This is a genomic window from Bradyrhizobium sp. USDA 3256 (assembly GCF_054058275.1).
This window is the reverse complement of record NZ_JBSSAE010000002.1, coordinates 1,745,128-1,761,943: the sequence shown is the minus strand read 5'-3', so window position 1 is coordinate 1,761,943 and position 16,816 is coordinate 1,745,128. Positions and strand designations below refer to the sequence as shown.

Annotated in this window: 18 protein-coding genes; 1 reads left to right on the top strand and 17 read right to left on the bottom strand. The window is 65.5% G+C overall.

Features of this window, described 5'->3' with window-relative positions:
* The first annotated feature begins 1 nt into the window (after position 1).
* Complete coding sequence (locus ACVWY5_RS09935) at positions 2-925, top strand: DMT family transporter (RefSeq protein ID WP_038377104.1); 924 nt, start codon at positions 2-4, stop codon at positions 923-925.
* Here ACVWY5_RS09935 and ACVWY5_RS09930 read toward each other — a convergent pair.
* The 17 genes from ACVWY5_RS09930 to ACVWY5_RS09850 form a co-directional block, all read right to left on the bottom strand.
* The gene (locus ACVWY5_RS09930; RefSeq protein ID WP_028331804.1) at positions 903-1,958 is read right to left on the bottom strand and encodes a YeeE/YedE family protein; all 1,056 of its coding nucleotides are present in this window, start codon (positions 1,956-1,958) and stop codon (positions 903-905) included. The two genes, ACVWY5_RS09935 and ACVWY5_RS09930, sit on opposite strands and share 23 nt — an antisense overlap.
* 25 nt (positions 1,959-1,983) lie before the next feature.
* Entirely contained in the window at positions 1,984-3,018 is a 1,035-nt protein-coding gene (locus tag ACVWY5_RS09925; protein WP_456671669.1) for a quinone oxidoreductase family protein, read from the bottom strand.
* Positions 3,019-3,121: 103 nt separating this feature from the next.
* Positions 3,122-4,552 carry an indoleacetamide hydrolase gene (gene iaaH / locus ACVWY5_RS09920; RefSeq protein ID WP_028331806.1) on the bottom strand — a complete coding sequence of 477 codons (1,431 nt, stop codon included), beginning with the start codon at positions 4,550-4,552 and terminating at the stop codon, positions 3,122-3,124.
* A 32-nt stretch (positions 4,553-4,584) separates the two neighbouring features.
* A complete protein-coding gene (gene paaK, locus ACVWY5_RS09915; RefSeq protein WP_028331807.1) occupies positions 4,585-5,916 on the bottom strand; it encodes a phenylacetate--CoA ligase PaaK in 1,332 nt (443 codons plus the stop codon).
* A 21-nt stretch (positions 5,917-5,937) separates the two neighbouring features.
* Entirely contained in the window at positions 5,938-6,408 is a 471-nt protein-coding gene (gene paaI / locus ACVWY5_RS09910; RefSeq protein WP_028331808.1) for a hydroxyphenylacetyl-CoA thioesterase PaaI, read from the bottom strand.
* Positions 6,409-6,629: 221 nt separating this feature from the next.
* Positions 6,630-7,706, bottom strand: coding sequence for a 1,2-phenylacetyl-CoA epoxidase subunit PaaE (gene paaE / locus ACVWY5_RS09905; protein ID WP_038377105.1), 1,077 nt, complete (start codon positions 7,704-7,706; stop codon positions 6,630-6,632).
* A gap of 2 nt (positions 7,707-7,708) precedes the next feature.
* Entirely contained in the window at positions 7,709-8,212 is a 504-nt protein-coding gene (gene paaD / locus ACVWY5_RS09900) for a 1,2-phenylacetyl-CoA epoxidase subunit PaaD (protein ID WP_028331810.1), read from the bottom strand.
* Positions 8,206-8,982 carry a 1,2-phenylacetyl-CoA epoxidase subunit PaaC gene (gene paaC, locus ACVWY5_RS09895; protein WP_028331811.1) on the bottom strand — a complete coding sequence of 259 codons (777 nt, stop codon included), beginning with the start codon at positions 8,980-8,982 and terminating at the stop codon, positions 8,206-8,208. Before paaC ends, paaD begins: the two co-directional genes overlap by 7 nt.
* A gap of 142 nt (positions 8,983-9,124) precedes the next feature.
* A complete protein-coding gene (paaB, locus tag ACVWY5_RS09890) occupies positions 9,125-9,412 on the bottom strand; it encodes a 1,2-phenylacetyl-CoA epoxidase subunit PaaB (protein WP_024579339.1) in 288 nt (95 codons plus the stop codon).
* A 12-nt stretch (positions 9,413-9,424) separates the two neighbouring features.
* A complete protein-coding gene (paaA, locus tag ACVWY5_RS09885; RefSeq protein ID WP_028331812.1) occupies positions 9,425-10,417 on the bottom strand; it encodes a 1,2-phenylacetyl-CoA epoxidase subunit PaaA in 993 nt (330 codons plus the stop codon).
* Positions 10,418-10,493: 76 nt separating this feature from the next.
* Positions 10,494-11,363 carry a phenylacetic acid degradation operon negative regulatory protein PaaX gene (gene paaX / locus ACVWY5_RS09880; RefSeq protein WP_028331813.1) on the bottom strand — a complete coding sequence of 290 codons (870 nt, stop codon included), beginning with the start codon at positions 11,361-11,363 and terminating at the stop codon, positions 10,494-10,496.
* 211 nt (positions 11,364-11,574) lie between these two features.
* Positions 11,575-12,345, bottom strand: coding sequence for an alpha/beta fold hydrolase (locus tag ACVWY5_RS09875; RefSeq protein WP_028331814.1), 771 nt, complete (start codon positions 12,343-12,345; stop codon positions 11,575-11,577).
* Positions 12,346-12,535: 190 nt separating this feature from the next.
* Entirely contained in the window at positions 12,536-13,819 is a 1,284-nt protein-coding gene (locus ACVWY5_RS09870) for a DUF445 domain-containing protein (RefSeq protein ID WP_028331815.1), read from the bottom strand.
* 216 nt (positions 13,820-14,035) lie between these two features.
* Positions 14,036-14,512, bottom strand: a complete 477-nt coding sequence (locus ACVWY5_RS09865; RefSeq protein ID WP_028331816.1) for a phasin — start codon at positions 14,510-14,512, stop codon at positions 14,036-14,038.
* A 182-nt stretch (positions 14,513-14,694) separates the two neighbouring features.
* Complete coding sequence (locus ACVWY5_RS09860) at positions 14,695-15,291, bottom strand: GNAT family N-acetyltransferase (protein ID WP_028331817.1); 597 nt, start codon at positions 15,289-15,291, stop codon at positions 14,695-14,697.
* Positions 15,292-15,317: 26 nt separating this feature from the next.
* Complete coding sequence (locus ACVWY5_RS09855) at positions 15,318-16,400, bottom strand: PHA/PHB synthase family protein (protein WP_028331818.1); 1,083 nt, start codon at positions 16,398-16,400, stop codon at positions 15,318-15,320.
* Entirely contained in the window at positions 16,397-16,780 is a 384-nt protein-coding gene (locus tag ACVWY5_RS09850) for a hypothetical protein (protein ID WP_028331819.1), read from the bottom strand. Before ACVWY5_RS09850 ends, ACVWY5_RS09855 begins: the two co-directional genes overlap by 4 nt.
* Positions 16,781-16,816: the final 36 nt, after the last annotated feature.

Here is a 16,816-nt window from a genome sequence, read left to right as displayed (position 1 = left end):
CGTGAACCAGTCACTCTCCCCCGCCAGGGCCGCCGCCCTGTTCATCGTCGTGGTGCTGGCCTGGGGCATCAACTGGTCGGTCACGAAATCGCTGGTCGAGGCGGTGCCCCCGCTGTGGACCGCCTCGATCCGCAGCTGGGTCGCCCTGATCGCCCTGCTGGTGATCCTGCGCGCCAGCGGCAATTTGATCATTCCGCGGATCGCCGATGTCCCGGTCGTGCTCAGCGTGGCGCTGCTGCACATGACGTTCTTCTCGACGCTGGTCGCCGCCGGCCTGCGTTATCTCCCGGCCAGCAAGGGCGTCGTGCTCGGCTACACCACGCCGCTCTGGGTCGCCCTTGCCGCGGCCGCCGCGCGCACCGAACGGCTCGGGATGCTCAAGCTTGTCGGCGTCGCGCTCGGACTCGCCGGGCTCTGCGTCATCCTCAACCCTGCGTCGCTGGACTGGAGCAATCTGCATGTCCTCGCCGGCGCCGGCATGATCATCATCGCCGCGATCTGCTGGGCCGCGAACATCATCTATATCCGCTCGCACCGCTGGATCGCGACGCCGCTGCAGCTCCTGCTGTGGCAGGTGCTGGTCGCGACTTTGGTGCTGACGACGTCGGCGCTGGTCACCGAAGGCGTGCCCGAGGTAAATTGGTCGCCACACCTCCTGCTGCTGTTTCTCTATTCCGGCTTCATCGGCACCGCGCTGGCCTATTGGGCGATGTCTGTTGTCAACAAGAGCCTGCCGGCGCTGACGACCTCGCTCGGAACCACGGCGACGCCGATCGTCGGCATCGTGACCGCGGCACTCTTGCTCGGCGAACCGATCGATCTCTCGCTGGCGATCGCCGCGGCGCTGATCGTCGGCGGGATCGCGCTGAGCTCGCTCGCGGACGCACCGTCGCGCAATTCAGTCAGGCCGTCGCAAGCGGCCTGACCCGCAGCGCGCCGCGTAGGCCGGCGCCGGTGCCGAGCATGATGCCGGCGATCGCGACGAGGGACGACAGTGACAGCGTCGACAGTCCCGTCAGCCCCTGCCCGACCGAGCAGCCGAACGCCATCACGCCGCCGGCGCCCATCAGCGCGGCGCCGCTCGCCGAGCGCAGCATATGCTGCGGCGACCGGTAGCCCTCGAGCTGGAAGCGCCCGGTGACGATGGCCGTGATCAGGCTGCCGGCGAACACGCCGAACACGGTGACGATGCCGAAATTCAGCGTCGAGCCGGTCGACAGCATCACATATTGCAGGGCGTCGGCGATCGGCGCGATAAAGGTCAGCGACGTCAACGGCACCGGATTGAAATCGTCGGCGCCGAGATAGCCGGTCGCGTACCAGCCCCCCGCCACCAACAGGCCCACGATCAGGCCGGCCGCGATCTGCCCGAATGATTTTCGGAACGGCGCATGGGCGAAGGCGAAGATGATCAGGACAGCTGACAGCACCGAGGCGGCGAGCATTCGTGCCTGCACCGCGCCGAGACCGGCGTTCACCAGCAGTGACGGCACCGAATTGGCGGCGACTGTTGCCTGCGAGGCCTGCACCATTGCGATGCGCGCCGGCGCAATCAGGCCCTTCAGCGTTATCTCGGCGAAAATGCCGAGCACGATCACGACCACGAAGGAGCGCAGATTGCCGCGTCCGAGCAGCACCAGCGCCCGCGAGCCGCAGCCGTTCGAGAGCACCATGCCGTAACCGAACAGCAGCCCGCCGAGGAACATCACCGGCGCCGAGAAGGACGGCTGCAGATAGATCGACTTGCCGAGATCGACAACGCCTGCCGCCGCCAAAAGCTGCGAGGCCGCGATCGCGACGCCCATCGCAAGCGCATAGGTGCGCGCCAAGCGGCCGTCGCCCTCCGCCCACCAGCCGCGCAGGCCGCTCATCATGCAGAAGCCGCTGAGCAGCCCGACCGAGCCATAGATCAGGCCGATGATCAGGGCGGCGAGGATAACGATCGTGCCTGGGTCCATGCGGGTTCTCTCGGCTATCCCGTCATCACGGTCGCAAAATCACGCGATCGCGCGACGAGCCTGCCACGGCAACAAACGCCGCCTTGGCCTGTTCCAGCGGATAGATCGCGCTCGGCTTGATCGGGAATGGCTTCAGATGTCCGCCGGCAAAGCCCGGCGCGAGCTCGCGCAACACCTCGCCGGACGCAACCGACGACAGCGCAAGCGTGTCGATGCCGACATAGGTGTGCTGGCCGCGGTAGAATTCGAGGATGTTGAACTGCACGATGCGGTCGACCGCCGCGATCAGGATCTGGCGGCCGCGCAGCGCCAGCGACTTGTGCGCGGCCTGGAAATAGGGATCGCCGACCGTGTTGTAGACGATGTCGGCGCCCTTGCCGCCGGTCAGCTGGCGCACGCGAGCGGCGACATCGGTGGTGGAGGCGTCGATCACCTCGACCGGCGAATTGCTGTGCCCTTCATAAGGCTCGCTCTTGCGCACCACGCCGATCACGCGCGCGCCGCGCCAGCTCGCGATCTGCACCGCGGCTTGCCCGACCTTGCCGTTGACGCCCATCACCAGCACGCTCTCCCCCGCCTTCGGCAGGCCGGCGCGGCGCAGGCCCTCCATCGCGGTAACGAAGGGCACGCCGATCCCGGCGGCTTCGTCCCAGGAAATGCCGGCGGGCTTTTCCACCACGGCATCGCGCTCGACCGCTAGATGCGTGGCATGGGTGCCGTCGCGGCGGATGCCGAGGTCACCGGACGAGCCGAACACCTCGCGCCCGATAAATTCAGCGGGACCATCGATCACGACGCCGGCGTAGTCGCGACCACTGGTGCGCGGGAAGACGGCATAGGGCATCAGCCCGGTCGCGGCTTTCACGTCGGACGGATTGACCGCCGCCGCCTTCACCTCGATCAAGACGTCGTTGTCGCCGCGCGAAAGTGCATGGGTCTCGACCACCGGCGCCACCGCCGCCGCGTTCTCCGCCTTCGTCAGCAGGCGCACGCAGCGCGCGTCGACAGGAAGACGATTTGCTTGCGGGGCCGGCGGCATCAGCGTTCCAGTCTCGGTCATGGAGCGCGCCGCAAGGCACGCGGATGGTGGCGGCCGGATGGCCTCGGGCCATGACTAATCGACTGACCGATCAATTCAAGGGGCTTGTTTGCGGTCGGCGGTGTCAGAGCTTCGGCGGCGGGGCCGTGCCCAGGATCGCCTCAATCGACAGGCCGAGCCCAAGCAGCCTGGTATCGCTACCGACCGGACCGTCGAGTTCGACCCCAACCGGCAGGCCATCGGGCGTCATGCCGGCATAGAGCGACAGCCCCGGAAGGCCGGCATTGCTGCCGGGATCGGTGTTGCGGATCATGGTGCCGAAGGTCGGCACCGGCGCGCTGCCATTGACCGACATTTCTCCGGACCCGCTCTTTTCGTCGATGACCGGTGCAGGCGCGATCGTGGTCGGAAACAGGATGGCGTCCAACCTGTTGTCCGCGATGTACGCGGCATAGATCGCCTGCAGCGCCGGCCGCTGCACCTTGATCGCATCATCATAGGCGGCACCGAAGGCGTCCGCCGTGATGGCGCCGAAAGCGCCGACGACGTCGGGACTGGCGACGCCGGCCGCGATGTCGGACAGCGTGATCCCCTCGATCCCGGAGGCGGCAAGCCAGGCCGGAATATCGGCGATCGGCTCATGCAGCGCGACCACGAAGGACACCTTGCCGTTCTGCTCGAACAGATCGGGCATATCGACATCGACCAGCACCGCGCCGGCGGCCGTGAGCCGGGCGCAGGCTGCGCGAGCGACGGCCTCGACATCGCGATCGAGGCCGTTCCAGAAACAGCCGGGAGTGCCGAGGCGCACGCCGCGTAGCGGGATGCTCGCTGCGAGCGGCGTGCCTGATATCACGGCATCGAGCAGCGCGACATCGGCGACCGTGCGTCCCATCGGACCGACGGTGTCGCGGGTATGGCTGATCGGAACCACCTGGTTGTCGTCGTGATAACGCCGCTCGGCGCCGCTATTGCCGACCGAAGGCCGAAGGCCGACGGTCCCGGTCAGCGCCGCGGGCACGCGGGTCGAGCCGCCGGTGTCCGATCCGAGGCCGCAGGTGGCGATGCGCGCGGCGATCGCGGCCGACGTTCCGCCGGACGACCCGCCCGGGATCCGGCCCGTGTCGTACGGATTCCGCACCGGCCCCGCGAACGGCGCGAGATTGGTGCTGGTGATGCCGAAGGCGAGCTCGTGCAAATTGGTCTTGCCGATCACGACAGCACCTGCGTCGAGCAGCTTTTGCAGCGACGGCGCGTTTCGCGCAGGCCGCGCGTGTTGCAGCGCCGGCGTGCCGCCCGATGTCGGCAGATCTGATGTGTTGATGTTGTCCTTCACGACGATGGGGAGACCGGCCAGCGCGCCGGTCCGCGTCCCGGCATCGACCTCGCGCGCCGCAGCAAGCGCGCCGTCACGGTTCAGCACGATGAAAGTGTTGAGGTGCTTGAGCCGCTCCGCACGATCGAGTGCGGCCTCGACGACGCTGACCGCCGTTACCTTGCCGGCGCGGATATCAGCCAAGATCTCCGCAGCGGTCGTTTCATTGGTGTCGGCCATACCCTGCGCCCTGTTGGATTGCAGGGATTAGGCTATTCTTTCGGCCGCTTGTCGTAAACACGTTTCGCCTTGCCGAGTGAACGCTCCAGCGTCTCGGGCGCAACGACGCGGACGCGGGTGGAGATGCCGATCGTGTTCTTGATGAAGGCGGAGACCTTCTCGGCGTGAACAACCAGCCCTTCGCCATCCCAGCTCTCGGGCCGGGCTTCGGCGAGCACCGTCATCTCGTCCATGCGGCCTTCGCGGGTCAGCTCAATGACAAAGTGACCGCCGCACCAGTCGGTCGCCAGCAGCGCTTCCTCGATCTGGGTCGGGAACACGTTGACGCCGCGCAGGATAATCATGTCGTCGGAGCGGCCGGTCACCTTCTCCATTCGCCGCATGCCGGGCCGCGCCGTGCCGGGCAACAGCCGCGTCAGGTCACGGGTGCGGTAGCGGATGATCGGGAAGGCTTCCTTGGTGAGCGAGGTGAACACCAGCTCGCCCTTCTCGCCGTCGGGCAGTACCTCGCCGGTCAGCGGATCGATCACCTCGGGGTAGAAGTGGTCCTCCCAGATATGCAGACCGTCTTTGGTCTCCACGCATTCCTGCGCGACGCCGGGGCCGATTACCTCCGACAAGCCATAGATGTCGGTGGCGTCCATGTCGAAGGCCTGCTCGATCTCGACGCGCATCGCGTTGGTCCAGGGTTCGGCGCCGAAGATGCCGAACTTCAGCGACGATTTGCGCGGATCGAGGCCCTGCCGCTTGAATTCGTCGAGGATCGCCAGCATGTAGCTCGGCGTCACCGTGATGATGTCGGGCCGGAAGTCGTTGATGATCTGCACCTGCCGCTCGGTCATGCCGCCGGAGATCGGGATCACCGTGCAGCCCAGCCGCTCGGCGCCGTAATGCGCGCCGAGGCCGCCGGTGAACAGGCCATAGCCATAGGCGTTGTGCATCAGCATGCCGGTCCGGCCGCCGGCGGCGCGGATCGAGCGCGCCATCACGTCCGCCCAGGTGTCGATGTCGGCCCTGGTGTAGCCGACCACGATCGGCTTGCCGGTCGTGCCTGAGGAGGCATGGACCCGCACCAGCTGCTCGCGCGGCACCGCGAACATGTTGAAGGGATAATTGTCGCGCAGATCGGTCTTCACCGTGAACGGAAATTTGGCGAGATCGGGCAGCTGCTTGAAATCGGACGGATGCACGCCCGCGGCATCGAACGCCTTCCTGTAGTGCGCGACGTTGTCATAGGCATGCTTGAGCGACCAGGCCAGCCGCCTGGTCTGCAGCGCCATGATCTCGTCGCGCGAGGCGCGCTCGGCCGCATCGAGCTCGGCGTGATAACCACTGTCCTTGACCTTGAGCTTTGCCGTTGCCATCGACGTTTTCCCCTGAAGCCTTTATGCCTTGATGTCCGTGTCGGGCAGCCAGCTGCCCGGTATCACGCGCGAATGTCCGCGGAATTCGGCGATCACGCTGTCGCCGGCAGTGACGCTCACGTCGTAGATTCCCGAGCGGCCGCTGCGCGAGATCTCGCGCGCGGTCGCCACCAGGCGGTCGCCGAGCTTGCCGGGCCGGATGAACGTGACGTTGCCCTGCGCCGCCACCGCGCGATCGTTGCGGCTGTTGCAGGCAAAGGCGAAGGCAGAATCGGCCAGCGTGAAGATGTAGCCGCCATGGCAGATGCGCTGGCCGTTGACCATGTGCGGCTGCACCGTCATCGCCATCACCGCCTGCCCCGGCTTGATCTCGACAAGCTCCATGCCGAGGCCCTTGCTGGCGTCGTCCTCCTTCCACATCGCGTCGGCGCAGGCGCGGGCCAAATCTTCCGGCGTCAAGTCCTCGGGCGATAGCGTGGCCTTCACGTTCACATCGAACTCCCTGTGCGTGGGCCCGTTGCGGAGGGCCTCTTGGCGTTAATCAGTGTTGGGCGCGACGCGCGAGACGTCAACGCTACTTCCGTCATTCCGGGATGGTCCGAAGGACCAGACCTCAGGTGCGCAATTGCGCACCGGGGAATCTCGAGATTCCACAATGCGCAATTGCGCATTGGGGTTCGATGCTGCGCATCGCCCCGGAATGACGACAACTCTCAGACGTGGTCGTAGTCGACCACGACCTTCTCGGAGCACGGCTTGGCCTGGCAGGTGAGGATGAACCCCGCCTTCAGCTCCCACGGCTCCAGCGAATAGTTCAAGTCCATCGGCGCCTCGCCTTCGACCAGCTTGGCGCGGCAGGTCGAGCACATGCCGCCCTTGCAGGCGAACGGCAGGTCCATGCCGGCGCGCAGCGCGGCGTCGAGGATCGACTCGCCGTCGGCTACCGGGACCTCGCGGCGCTTGCCGTCGATGATCAGCCCGGCGATCGCCTTCGGCGGCGCGCCGGCGGGAACGACGACCTTCGGCCGCGGCTTGCCGCCGAATTCCGATACGAAGCGTTCGACATGGATGCGCTCGTCGGCGATGCCGATCTCGCGACAGGTCGCCTCGATGGTCTCGCTCATCGCGACCGGGCCGCAGACGAAGACGTGATCGACCGTCTCGGCCGGCACCAGCGAGCGCAGCAGCACCCGCACCTTCTCGCCGTCGAGCCGGCCGTGCAGGATCGGAATGTCCTGCTCCTCGCCAGAGATGACGTGGAACACCGAGAGCCGCTGCATGAAGCGGTCCTTCAGCTCCTCCAGCGCCTCGCGGAACATGACGCCTTCGGTCGAGCGGTTGCCGTAGAACAGGAAGAAGCGGCTGTCCGGCTCGCGCGCCAGCACGCCCTTGATGATCGAGAGGATCGGCGTGATACCGCTGCCGGCGGCAAAGCCGACATAGGTCCGCGCCTCGCCCGGCGCGTGGGCGACGCCGAAACGCCCGGTCGGCGTCATCACGTCGAGCTCGTCGCCGGTCTTCAGCTCGTCGGCGGCCCAGTTCGAGAACGCGCCGCCGTCGACCTTCTTCACCGCGATGCGCAATTCGCCGTCGTCGGGACCGGAGCAGATCGAATAGGAACGGCGAACCTCCTCGCCGTCCATCGTGGTGCGCAGCGTCAGATACTGGCCCGGAGTGAAACGGTAGTCGCCTTGCAGATCGTCGGGGATCGCAAAGGTCATCGAAATCGCGTCCGACGCCTCGCGGCGAAGGTCGCTGACGGACAAGCGGTGGAATCGTGGTGTCGACATGGTCAATGACACTTGAAGTAGTCGAAGGGTTCACGGCAGCTCCTGCAACGCCACAGCGCCTTGCAGGAGGTCGAGCCGAACTCGGAGAGCAGCTCGGTATCAACGGAGCCGCATTGCGGGCACGCGACCGCCAGCTCGCCGAACAGCGCGCGGCGCGAGGAGCCCGGCAGCGGCGGCGCGATACCATACTCCTTCAGCTTGCGGCGGCCGTCCTCGCTCATCCAGTCGGTGGTCCAGGCCGGCGACAGCACGGTGCGGACCTTCGGCTTATGAATGCCTTCACGCTCCAGCGCGAGCTCGATCTCGAGCGCGATCATGTTCATCGCGGGACAGCCGGAGTAGGTCGGCGTGATCGCGACCTCGACATGCCCGTCGTGGACCGCGACATCGCGCAATACGCCGAGATCGGCGATGGTCAGCACCGGGATCTCGGGATCGACCACCTGCGCGGCCGCGCTCCAGGCGCGCCGGCGCAGATCGGCATCGCTGAGCGCAACGGTCACCATGTCGCCCCCGGAAAGGTTCGCTGCATCGATTGCAGCTCGCTGAGGAGATGGCCGAGGTGCTCGCTGTGGCTGCCGCTGCGGCCGCCCTGCTGCATCCAGTCGCTCTTCGGCAACGACAGCGTCGCCTCGTTGACGATGCCGGTGACCGTCTTCAGCCAGCGCGGTTGCAGCGCCGCGGGATCGATCGCAATGCCGGCGTCAATCAGGCCGCGCTCGCTGTCGTCGACCGCGAACATCTCGCCGGTATAGGCCCAGAGGTCGTTGATCGCGCCCTGCGCGCGGCGGTGGCTCTCCTCGGTGCCGTCGCCGAGCCGGACGATCCATTCCGACGAATGCCTGACATGATAGGCGCTCTCCTTCTCCGACTTCGCCGCGATAGCCGCGAGCGTCGCATCGGACGAGGCCATCATCGCGCGCCAGTAGAGATCGGCGAATGCCGCGTAGAAGAACTGCCGCACCATGGTGCGCGCAAAGTCGCCGTTCGGTTGTTCGAGCAGCAGCAGATTGCGGTACTGCCTGACGTCGCGAAGGTAAGCGAACTTGTCTTCGTCGTTGCCCCGGCCTTCGGCCTTGGCCGCGTAGGTGTAGAGCTCACGGGCCTGGCCGAGCAGGTCGAGGCCCATATTGGCGAGCGCCATGTCCTCTTCCATGGCGGGCGCATGGCCGCACCACTCAGACAGCCGATGGCCGAGGATCAGCGCATCATCGGCGCGGCGCAGCGCGTAGAGCACCAGCGGGGTTTCGGAGACTTCGATGTTGGCGGTCGCCATGTTCTCATATCCTGCATCAACACACTCGAGCCTCATCCTGAGGAGCGCCGAAGGCGCGTCTCGAAGGATGGGCCGCTGTCACTGCACGGGCCTCATGGTTCGAGACGCGCTGCGCGCTCCTCACCATGAGGGGGAGCGAAATTCACATATGCCCGACTTCGTCGGGGACGTCGTAGAAGGTCGGGTGGCGGTAGATCTTGGATTCCGCCGGCTCGAACATCATGCCCTTCTCGGACGGATCGGACGCGGTGATCGCGTTCGAGGGCACCACCCAGATCGACAGCCCCTCGCCGCGGCGGGTGTAGATGTCGCGCGCGGCCTGCAGGGCGAGCGTCGAGTCGGCCGCATGCAGCGAGCCGACATGCTTGTGCGCGAGGCCATTGCGGCTGCGGATGAAGACTTCCCAGAGCGGAACGTTCGGCGTGGCCATGGCGGTGCTCCCTTATTCTGCGGCTTGCGCGAGCTGGCGGCTCCTGCGCTTCTCGGCATAGGCCATCGCGGCCTCGCGCACCCAGGCGCCCTCCTCATGCGCCTTGCGGCGCGCGGCGAGACGATCGCGGTTGCAGGGGCCGTTGCCTGATAGCACCTGCTTGAATTCGTCCCAGTCGATCGGGCTGTGCTCCCAATTGCCGTTTGCGTTCTGCTTCATGCCGGGATCGGGGATCGTCAGGCCCAGGAATTCGGCCTGCGGCACGGTGGCGTCGATGAATTTCTGGCGCAACTCGTCGTTTGAGAAGCGCTTGATCTTCCATTTGGTCGAGGTGTCGCTGTGCTGGCTGGCCTGGTCCGGCGGACCGAACATCATCAGCACCGGCCACCACCAGCGATCGAGCGCGTTCTGCGCCATCGCCTTCTGCTCCGCGGTGCCGCGGCACAGCGTCACCATGATCTCGAAGCCCTGGCGCTGGTGAAACGACTCTTCCTTGCAGACGCGGATCATCGCCCGCGCATAGGGGCCGTAGGAGCAACGGCACAGCGGGATCTGGTTCATGATCGCCGCGCCGTCGACCAGCCAGCCGATGGTGCCGATGTCGGCCCAGGTCAGCGTCGGATAGTTGAAGATCGAGGAATACTTCGCCTTGCCCGAGAGCATCGCGTCGACCAGCTCTTCGCGCGAGGTGCCGAGCGTCTCGGCGGCGGCGTAGAGATAGAGGCCGTGGCCGCATTCGTCCTGCACCTTGGCGAGCAGCGCAGCCTTGCGACGCAGCGACGGCGCGCGGGTGATCCAGTTGCCCTCGGGGAGCATGCCCACGATTTCGGAATGCGCGTGCTGGGAAATCTGCCGCGTCAGCGTCTTGCGATAGGCGGCGGGCATCCAGTCGTTCGGCTCGATGCGCTCGTCGGCATCGATGCGGGCCTGGAACTGACTGGCACGGGCCACATCCTCGACGCCGCGATCGTCGCCGTCGGATGAGTTGAGCGCCTGCGTGTACATGGCCGACCTCCCGGTGTGTTGTTGGAAGGGAATATATAACAATAATTTTCAAATGCAAGAAGTTTTTGTAATATGTTCAGACGCCCTCGAAACGGCGCGCCACTGCCCCGTTGGGCTTCGGCAGCGGCCCGTCCTCGTTGGTTGCATGGTCGTCAAGCCATTGTTCCGACGGCGAAAGCAGTCCGCGATAGATCTCGCCGCAGAGTTTCCGCGCCGCCCTGCCCGGCCAATCCTTGGGCAGCAGCTGATACGGCAGCAGCGGATCGCGCAGCACGACGCGGCGGTAATGGTGGATCAAGAGAATGCGCGCGGTGAAGGCGTCGGCGTCGCTCAGTGTCTCGCCGCGGATGATCGAGCCGTGCAGCGGCTCGAACGTCTTCATGAACTTCAGATAGGCGTCCGCGGTGCGGTCGAGCGGCCAGCTCTCGCTGAGCAGCCGGCGTCCGCTGTCGTCTTCCGCGGAGACTTCGAGACGGATCGCGCGCGACGCTTCATCGGGGATCGGCACGCCCGACGGCGCCACCCACACGCCGGGCAGCGGGCTGCCGAAGCCGGCATTCTTCAACGCCTCGCGCGCGGCATCGCGGTCCTCGGCATTGCCGATCAGCAGCAGCTCGAAGCGGCCGGTCCAGTCCGACGGCGGCGGATCGTAGATGTGCCGCGTCGCGGTGTCGAAGGTCTGCCGGCCCTTGGCGTTCAGCCGATAAAAACTGTTGCGGCCGACCTTGTTGCGCTCGAGCCAGCCGTCGGCGGCGAGCCGCGACATCGCAGTGCGCACCACATTGCCGTCGATGTCGAGCGACTTGAAGAATTCGAGCAGCGTGCCGAGCCACACCGAGCCGCCGCGCGGCACGATGGAATCGCCGAACACGGTGATGATGATCGAGCCGGTGCGTGACGGCTCGCGCTTCAGCTGGTCGACGATGCGGGCAAGCGGCTGTGGCATGCCCAACGCATAGCGCGTTTTGTCGATTCACGACAATGTAGCCGCTCTAGCTTCTCCCTCGCCCCGCTGTTGCGGGGAGAGGGTTGGGGTGAGGAGCCGCTTCCGCAAATGCGGTGACAGACGATACGTGGAGAGTCCCCTCACCCGGATTGCTTCGCAATCCGACCTCTCCCCGCAAGCGGGGCGAGGTGAAGAGAGACCTTCGCAAGACCTAGCGATTGGGATCCGGATAGACGATGCTGCGCCAGCCGCTGCGATCGAACGGCGCCCACTCGCCTTCCTTTTGCGCGAGGCGATCGGCGACCGCGTAGACCACGGCCGGGTGATGACCCATGCCGCAATGGCTGCTCTCGACCTCGATGCTGTCGGTCATCGACGAGGCCTGCTCGCGACAGCCCTGCCAGGCGCAGACGCCGTCGGTGCGGCTGAAGATCGCGGTGGTCGGCACCGGCGGCGCACTGGCGAGCGAGCCGCCGAAACGGGAATCCTCCTCATCGGCGCGGCGCCCGCTGGCCATCTCATAGACGCGCCAGGCGTTGGTCGACTTCGGGCCGGCGGCAAACGGGCTGCCGAGCGTGATCACCTGGCGCACGCGCTCCGGCATCATCTTGGCGAGCTGGCGCGCATAGAGGCCGCCGAGGCTCCAGCCAACCACCGAGACCTTGCGGCCGGTCGTCTCATTCATCTCCTGCAGCAGGTCGACCATCCCGTCCTGCACGCCGGCGCGGAGCCCGAGATTGCGGCCCTGGCGCCAGCCGCTGACGGCGTAGCCCTTGCTCCTGAGAAAGTCGCGCAGCGGCCGGGTCGACATGTCGGAGGCGATCAGTCCGGGCAGCACCAGCACCGGATGCCCATCGCCGCGCGGCGCGAGGCTGAGCAGCGGCAATGCACCAAGAAAGGCGCCGAGCTCATGAATGGCGCGGCCTTCCAGAAACATCAGCGTCCTGGACGGCGGGCGTAGCGTCTGCGCAGCAACGGACATTTCAGCTCCTCTTCCGGCAGGACCGCCGGCAATGGGACCAACGGGAATGGGTCAACGGAATTGACGCAAACCCGGCGGAATCGTTCCGCAACGCAACAATCTGTCCTGAAAAGCTAGGGAACCGGACACTTTCGTGCAAGCGGTCCAGGTCACACTTGCCACAACTAAAGTGACGTTCGTGCCCAATCGGTCACAGCAGCCGCAGCGTGTACTCCAGGGTGTAAAGCGCGAGGCCGGCGAGCCCACCGATCAGCGCGCCGTTGAAGCGGATGTATTGCAGGTCCTTGCCGACATTGACCTCGATCAGGGAGATCAGCTGCTCCATGTCCCAGCTCTTCATCTGGTCGGCGATGAAGCTCGAGACGCCGCTCTTCTGCTCGGCGACGACGGTGCGCAGGATCGCCACCAGGCCCTGATTGATCTCGCCGCGCAGGTCGGCGTCGCCGTCGAGCGCGTCGCCGGCCTCGACCAGCATTCGCGCCAGCTGATGCTGCAGCACCTGCGACTCGCCCGAGGCGCTGCGCTCGATGAAGTCCTTGACGTTGGCCCAGATGGTGCGCCCGAGATTGGCAAGCTCGGGCCGCGCCATCAAATCGCGCTTGAGGCCATCGATGCGATCGGCGAACGCCTTGTCGCTGCCGAGCCGGTCAACAAAGGACAGCAGCATGCGGTCGAACTCGCCGCGGAACGGATGCTGCGGGTCGTTGCGCACTTCCTCGAAGAATTTCGTGGCGGAGGCGATGATCCGGTTCACCACGAACTTGTCGGCACGATAGAGCCTGAGCAGCGTCGGCATCTCGGCGCGGACCTTGTCGCGGATCACGGCCATGGTCTCCTGCTGCGTCAGCGTCTGGTGCAGCACGCGCAGGATGTCGTCGAGCAGGCCGCCATGCTTGCCCTCCTGCACGAAGCCGCGCAGCGCGCCGGCCGCGAGCGGCGCGAGGTCGATCGAGAGCACCTGCGTCGTGACGCGGCGGCTGATGAACTGCATCAACCCCGAGCTCTCGGTCGCCGCGAATGCCTCGGGCAGCATCCGCAGCACGAAGCGGGCGAGATCTTCGGAACGCTTGCGGTCGCGCAGCCAGTCGGCGATGAACGAACCGAAATCGATCTCGCGCAGCTTGGCCTCGACCGGCCCGGATTCCAGGAAATTGTTCTCGATGAACTCGCCAAGCTTCTCGGCGATGCGCGCCTGATTGCTCTGGATGATCGCGGTATGCGGGATCGGCAGGCCGAGCGGCCGCTTGAACAAGGCGACGACGGCATACCAGTCGGCGAGGCCGCCGATGGTTGCGGCCTCGGCAAACGCGGCGATGAAACCGAACACCGGATGCACCGGCAGCAGCGCCTTCGCTGCGATGAAGATGATGAAGGTTGCCGCCAGCACGCCGGTCGCCAGCCACTTGACGCGCCGCAGCTCGGCCGCGCGTTCGACGTCGACTGGCGTTGCAATGAGGGCGGCGGGAAGGGTCATGGGGTTTCGCAGGGGTGACGAACGAAGCATAGCATGGCCCCACCGCCGTCATTCCGGGGCGTGCGAAGCATGAACCCGGAATCTCGAGATTCCGGATCGCCGCTTCGCGTCGTCCGGAATGACGATGGATACTTGAGTTATGAAGGACACCGCCAAAAAAGAAGGCCCGCAAAATGGCGGGCCTTCGAAAAGGGCAGTTGGTCAGCGCGGCCGCGATCAGGCGGTCTTGCCGTAGACCTTGGCGAAGTTGTCCTGCGCGGTCTTCGCACCGTCGGTGACGAGCTTGCCGAGATACTCGGTGGTGGCCTTCGCCCGCGAGACGAACAGTTCGCCACGCGCACGGGCCAGCTCCGACTGGATCTGGGCGGCTTCGCTCAGCGACTTGGCGGACGCGAGCTTGTCGATACCGGCGAAGAACGCCTCGGCGTCCTGGTAGATCGCCTGCTGGATGTTGCGGCTGATCTTGGCGGCTTCGGTCACCGAACCGGCAACAGCGGACTCGATCACGTTGGTCACCTTCTCCGAGCCGGCATAGGCATCGGCAGCGCGGGTCTTGGCGGCCTCGGCCTGCTTCTTCACGAACTCACGGGCGGCTTCCGGAACTTCCAGGTTCTGAAGCTTGGTGAACGCCTCGGTGACGGGCGCGAAGGCTTCCTTGACGCTGTTCAGCACGGAATTGGTTTCGGTGGTCATTGGGGGTCTCTCCATCCTCAGGTTTGAGCTATGGGCTCACCCCGTCCGGTTTGGCCCGGGGCAACGGTGTTATGACACATCCCATGATGCATCGCAACATAGATGTTGCAGCGCGATATCACGAACCTGTGAACAGCACGAAGATCCGGCAGATTGCCTAGAGAACCAGCAGAAAACGGTTTCTAATTACCACTGACCGCGTCGGACACCCCGTACGCCTCCATTTGGGCCCGGACCTGCGCCACGTTGTGCCCCAGCACGACGATGTCGTGGGTCTTGCCCTCGACGTCGCGGACATGGTCGCGCAGCAGGGCCTCCGCCTTGAAGCCGAGGCTTTCGAACAGCGCGATCGCCGCCTGCTGGTCGACGGTCATCTGCACCGAGAACTTCTCCAGCCCGGCACCGAGCGCGATGGCGAAGGTCTCCTGCGACAATGCCCGGCCGACGCCCTGTCCGCGCACGTCGAGCGACACCACCATCCGGATCTCGCCGACATGCGGCGACCAGGAATGCGGATCGCGCACCAGGGTGCCGCAGCCGACCACCTTGCCGTCCTTGATCGCGAGCAGGCTCGTGATGTCGCCGCGCTCGATCTCGTTGATCCAGGCCGACAGCACCTTCGGCTGGCTGATGTTGCGCGGCAAGAACAAGAGATCATGCGTCGGCAGCTTTTGCGCGAAGGCCAGCACCGCGGCCTCGTGGTCCCGAATCATCAGGCGAAACTCGATGTCGCCCGCTTCGGTCTTGACGCGGCGCGGATAGGAACGTTGTTCGGTCATGTCGATCTCTCTCAAGTCGACCCTTCTTAGGTCGATCTTTTGCCCAGCCAGGAGTCCAGTTTCGGCCACAGCCGCTTGATTGCGTTGGCGCCGGCGACCAGCGAGACGTGACCGCCTTTCAGCATCACCTCCTCCTTGTCCTCGGAGCCGATCTTGGTGATGAGATGTTTTGCCGCATCATACGGCACGATGTGGTCGTGCTCGGCGACCGCGTGCAGGATCGGCACCTTGATGTCGGCAAGCTTCGCCTCGCGGCCGCCGACCGTCATGGTGTCGTTGTAGAGCTTGTTGTCCCACATCAGGTCCTTGGTGATGGCGCGGAAATATTCGCCCGCGAGCGGCAGCGTGTCGGTCGCCCAGCGATCGAACATCCGGTACGACTTGACGAACTCGTCGTTCCAGATGTTGTCCCAGAGTTGGATCTGGCCGACGACACGCGCGGCCGGCCGCAACATGTCGAACGATTGCAGGATCAGTTCGGGCGGCATGTTGCCGGTGCTGTCGATCAGCCGGTCGACGTCGAAATAGCGGCGGTCGGCGAAATTCGAGAACAGCTTCATCTCACGGAAATCGATCGGCGTGGTGAAGCAGATCAGGTTCTTCATCGGCCCGTCGTTGAAGATCGAGCCGTAGAGCAGCGACAGCACGCCGCCGAAGCAATAGCCGATCACCGAGACGTCCTTTTCGCCGGAATCCTGCTGCACGCGGCGGACCGATTCCGGAATGAAGTCGAGGACGTAATCCTCCATGCGCAGCGATTTTTCCTCCGGCTTCGGCGCGGTCCAGTCCAGCATGTAGACGTCGAAGCCGCGCTTGAGCAGAAACTCGATGAAGCTCTGCCCCGGCACCAGGTCGAGGATGTAGCCGCGGTTGGTGGTCGCCATCACGATCAGCACCGGCACGCGATAGACTTCGCTGGCCTGCGGCCGGTAGTGATAGAGGTTCATGGTGCCGCGCGAATACAGCACGTCTTTCGGCGTCGAGCCGAGCGACGGGCCGGAGCTCGAGAAATACTCGACGCCCTTGATGCTGCGCTGGATCGCGCGCTGCACCTCGGACTGGACCCGCTCGGAGATCGAGGCGAAATCAAAGGGGGTGGGAGCATTCATTTGCTGCCTCCCTCCGCCGGCGGCTGCTTGGTGCGCGGTGGCCGCGGCGTTGCGCCGTGGCCGTCGTCCGGCGCCAGCGAATTGTGGTGCACCTGCTGCAGCAGCGTCTTGATCTCGTTGAGCTGGTTCTCCATCGACTGCAGGCGCTCGGCCATGCCGACGAGTTGGGCGCGGCTCGGCAGGTTCATCGCCAGCAGATATTTCTCCATCAGCTCGCCGAGCTGCTTCTGTGCACCGGCCGCGGCGCCGCCGGCCTGGTTCATCACCTTGGAAAATTCCGGCGAGCTCATGAGCTGGTTGCCGAAGGAGTTGAACCCCTTCTCCATCTCGCCAATCATCGTCTGCCAGATCACGGCAGGGTCGTTGCCCTTGTCGGCCATGCGGCGCTCCTCCACACCAATTTCGAGCGCTTGCCG

Coding starts and splice junctions, on each gene's coding strand:
- ACVWY5_RS09930 (WP_028331804.1), bottom strand. CDS start 1,958: ATGGACCCAGGCACGATCGTTATCCTCGCCGCCCTGATCATCGGCCTG.
- ACVWY5_RS09925 (WP_456671669.1), bottom strand. CDS start 3,018: ATGACCGAGACTGGAACGCTGATGCCGCCGGCCCCGCAAGCAAATCGT.
- iaaH (WP_028331806.1), bottom strand. CDS start 4,552: ATGGCCGACACCAATGAAACGACCGCTGCGGAGATCTTGGCTGATATC.
- paaK (WP_028331807.1), bottom strand. CDS start 5,916: ATGGCAACGGCAAAGCTCAAGGTCAAGGACAGTGGTTATCACGCCGAG.
- paaE (WP_038377105.1), bottom strand. CDS start 7,706: ATGTCGACACCACGATTCCACCGCTTGTCCGTCAGCGACCTTCGCCGC.
- paaD (WP_028331810.1), bottom strand. CDS start 8,212: ATGGTGACCGTTGCGCTCAGCGATGCCGATCTGCGCCGGCGCGCCTGG.
- paaC (WP_028331811.1), bottom strand. CDS start 8,982: ATGGCGACCGCCAACATCGAAGTCTCCGAAACCCCGCTGGTGCTCTAC.
- paaB (WP_024579339.1), bottom strand. CDS start 9,412: ATGGCCACGCCGAACGTTCCGCTCTGGGAAGTCTTCATCCGCAGCCGC.
- paaA (WP_028331812.1), bottom strand. CDS start 10,417: ATGTACACGCAGGCGCTCAACTCATCCGACGGCGACGATCGCGGCGTC.
- paaX (WP_028331813.1), bottom strand. CDS start 11,363: ATGCCACAGCCGCTTGCCCGCATCGTCGACCAGCTGAAGCGCGAGCCG.
- ACVWY5_RS09875 (WP_028331814.1), bottom strand. CDS start 12,345: ATGTCCGTTGCTGCGCAGACGCTACGCCCGCCGTCCAGGACGCTGATG.
- ACVWY5_RS09870 (WP_028331815.1), bottom strand. CDS start 13,819: ATGACCCTTCCCGCCGCCCTCATTGCAACGCCAGTCGACGTCGAACGC.
- ACVWY5_RS09865 (WP_028331816.1), bottom strand. CDS start 14,512: ATGACCACCGAAACCAATTCCGTGCTGAACAGCGTCAAGGAAGCCTTC.
- ACVWY5_RS09860 (WP_028331817.1), bottom strand. CDS start 15,291: ATGACCGAACAACGTTCCTATCCGCGCCGCGTCAAGACCGAAGCGGGC.
- ACVWY5_RS09855 (WP_028331818.1), bottom strand. CDS start 16,400: ATGAATGCTCCCACCCCCTTTGATTTCGCCTCGATCTCCGAGCGGGTC.
- ACVWY5_RS09850 (WP_028331819.1), bottom strand. CDS start 16,780: ATGGCCGACAAGGGCAACGACCCTGCCGTGATCTGGCAGACGATGATT.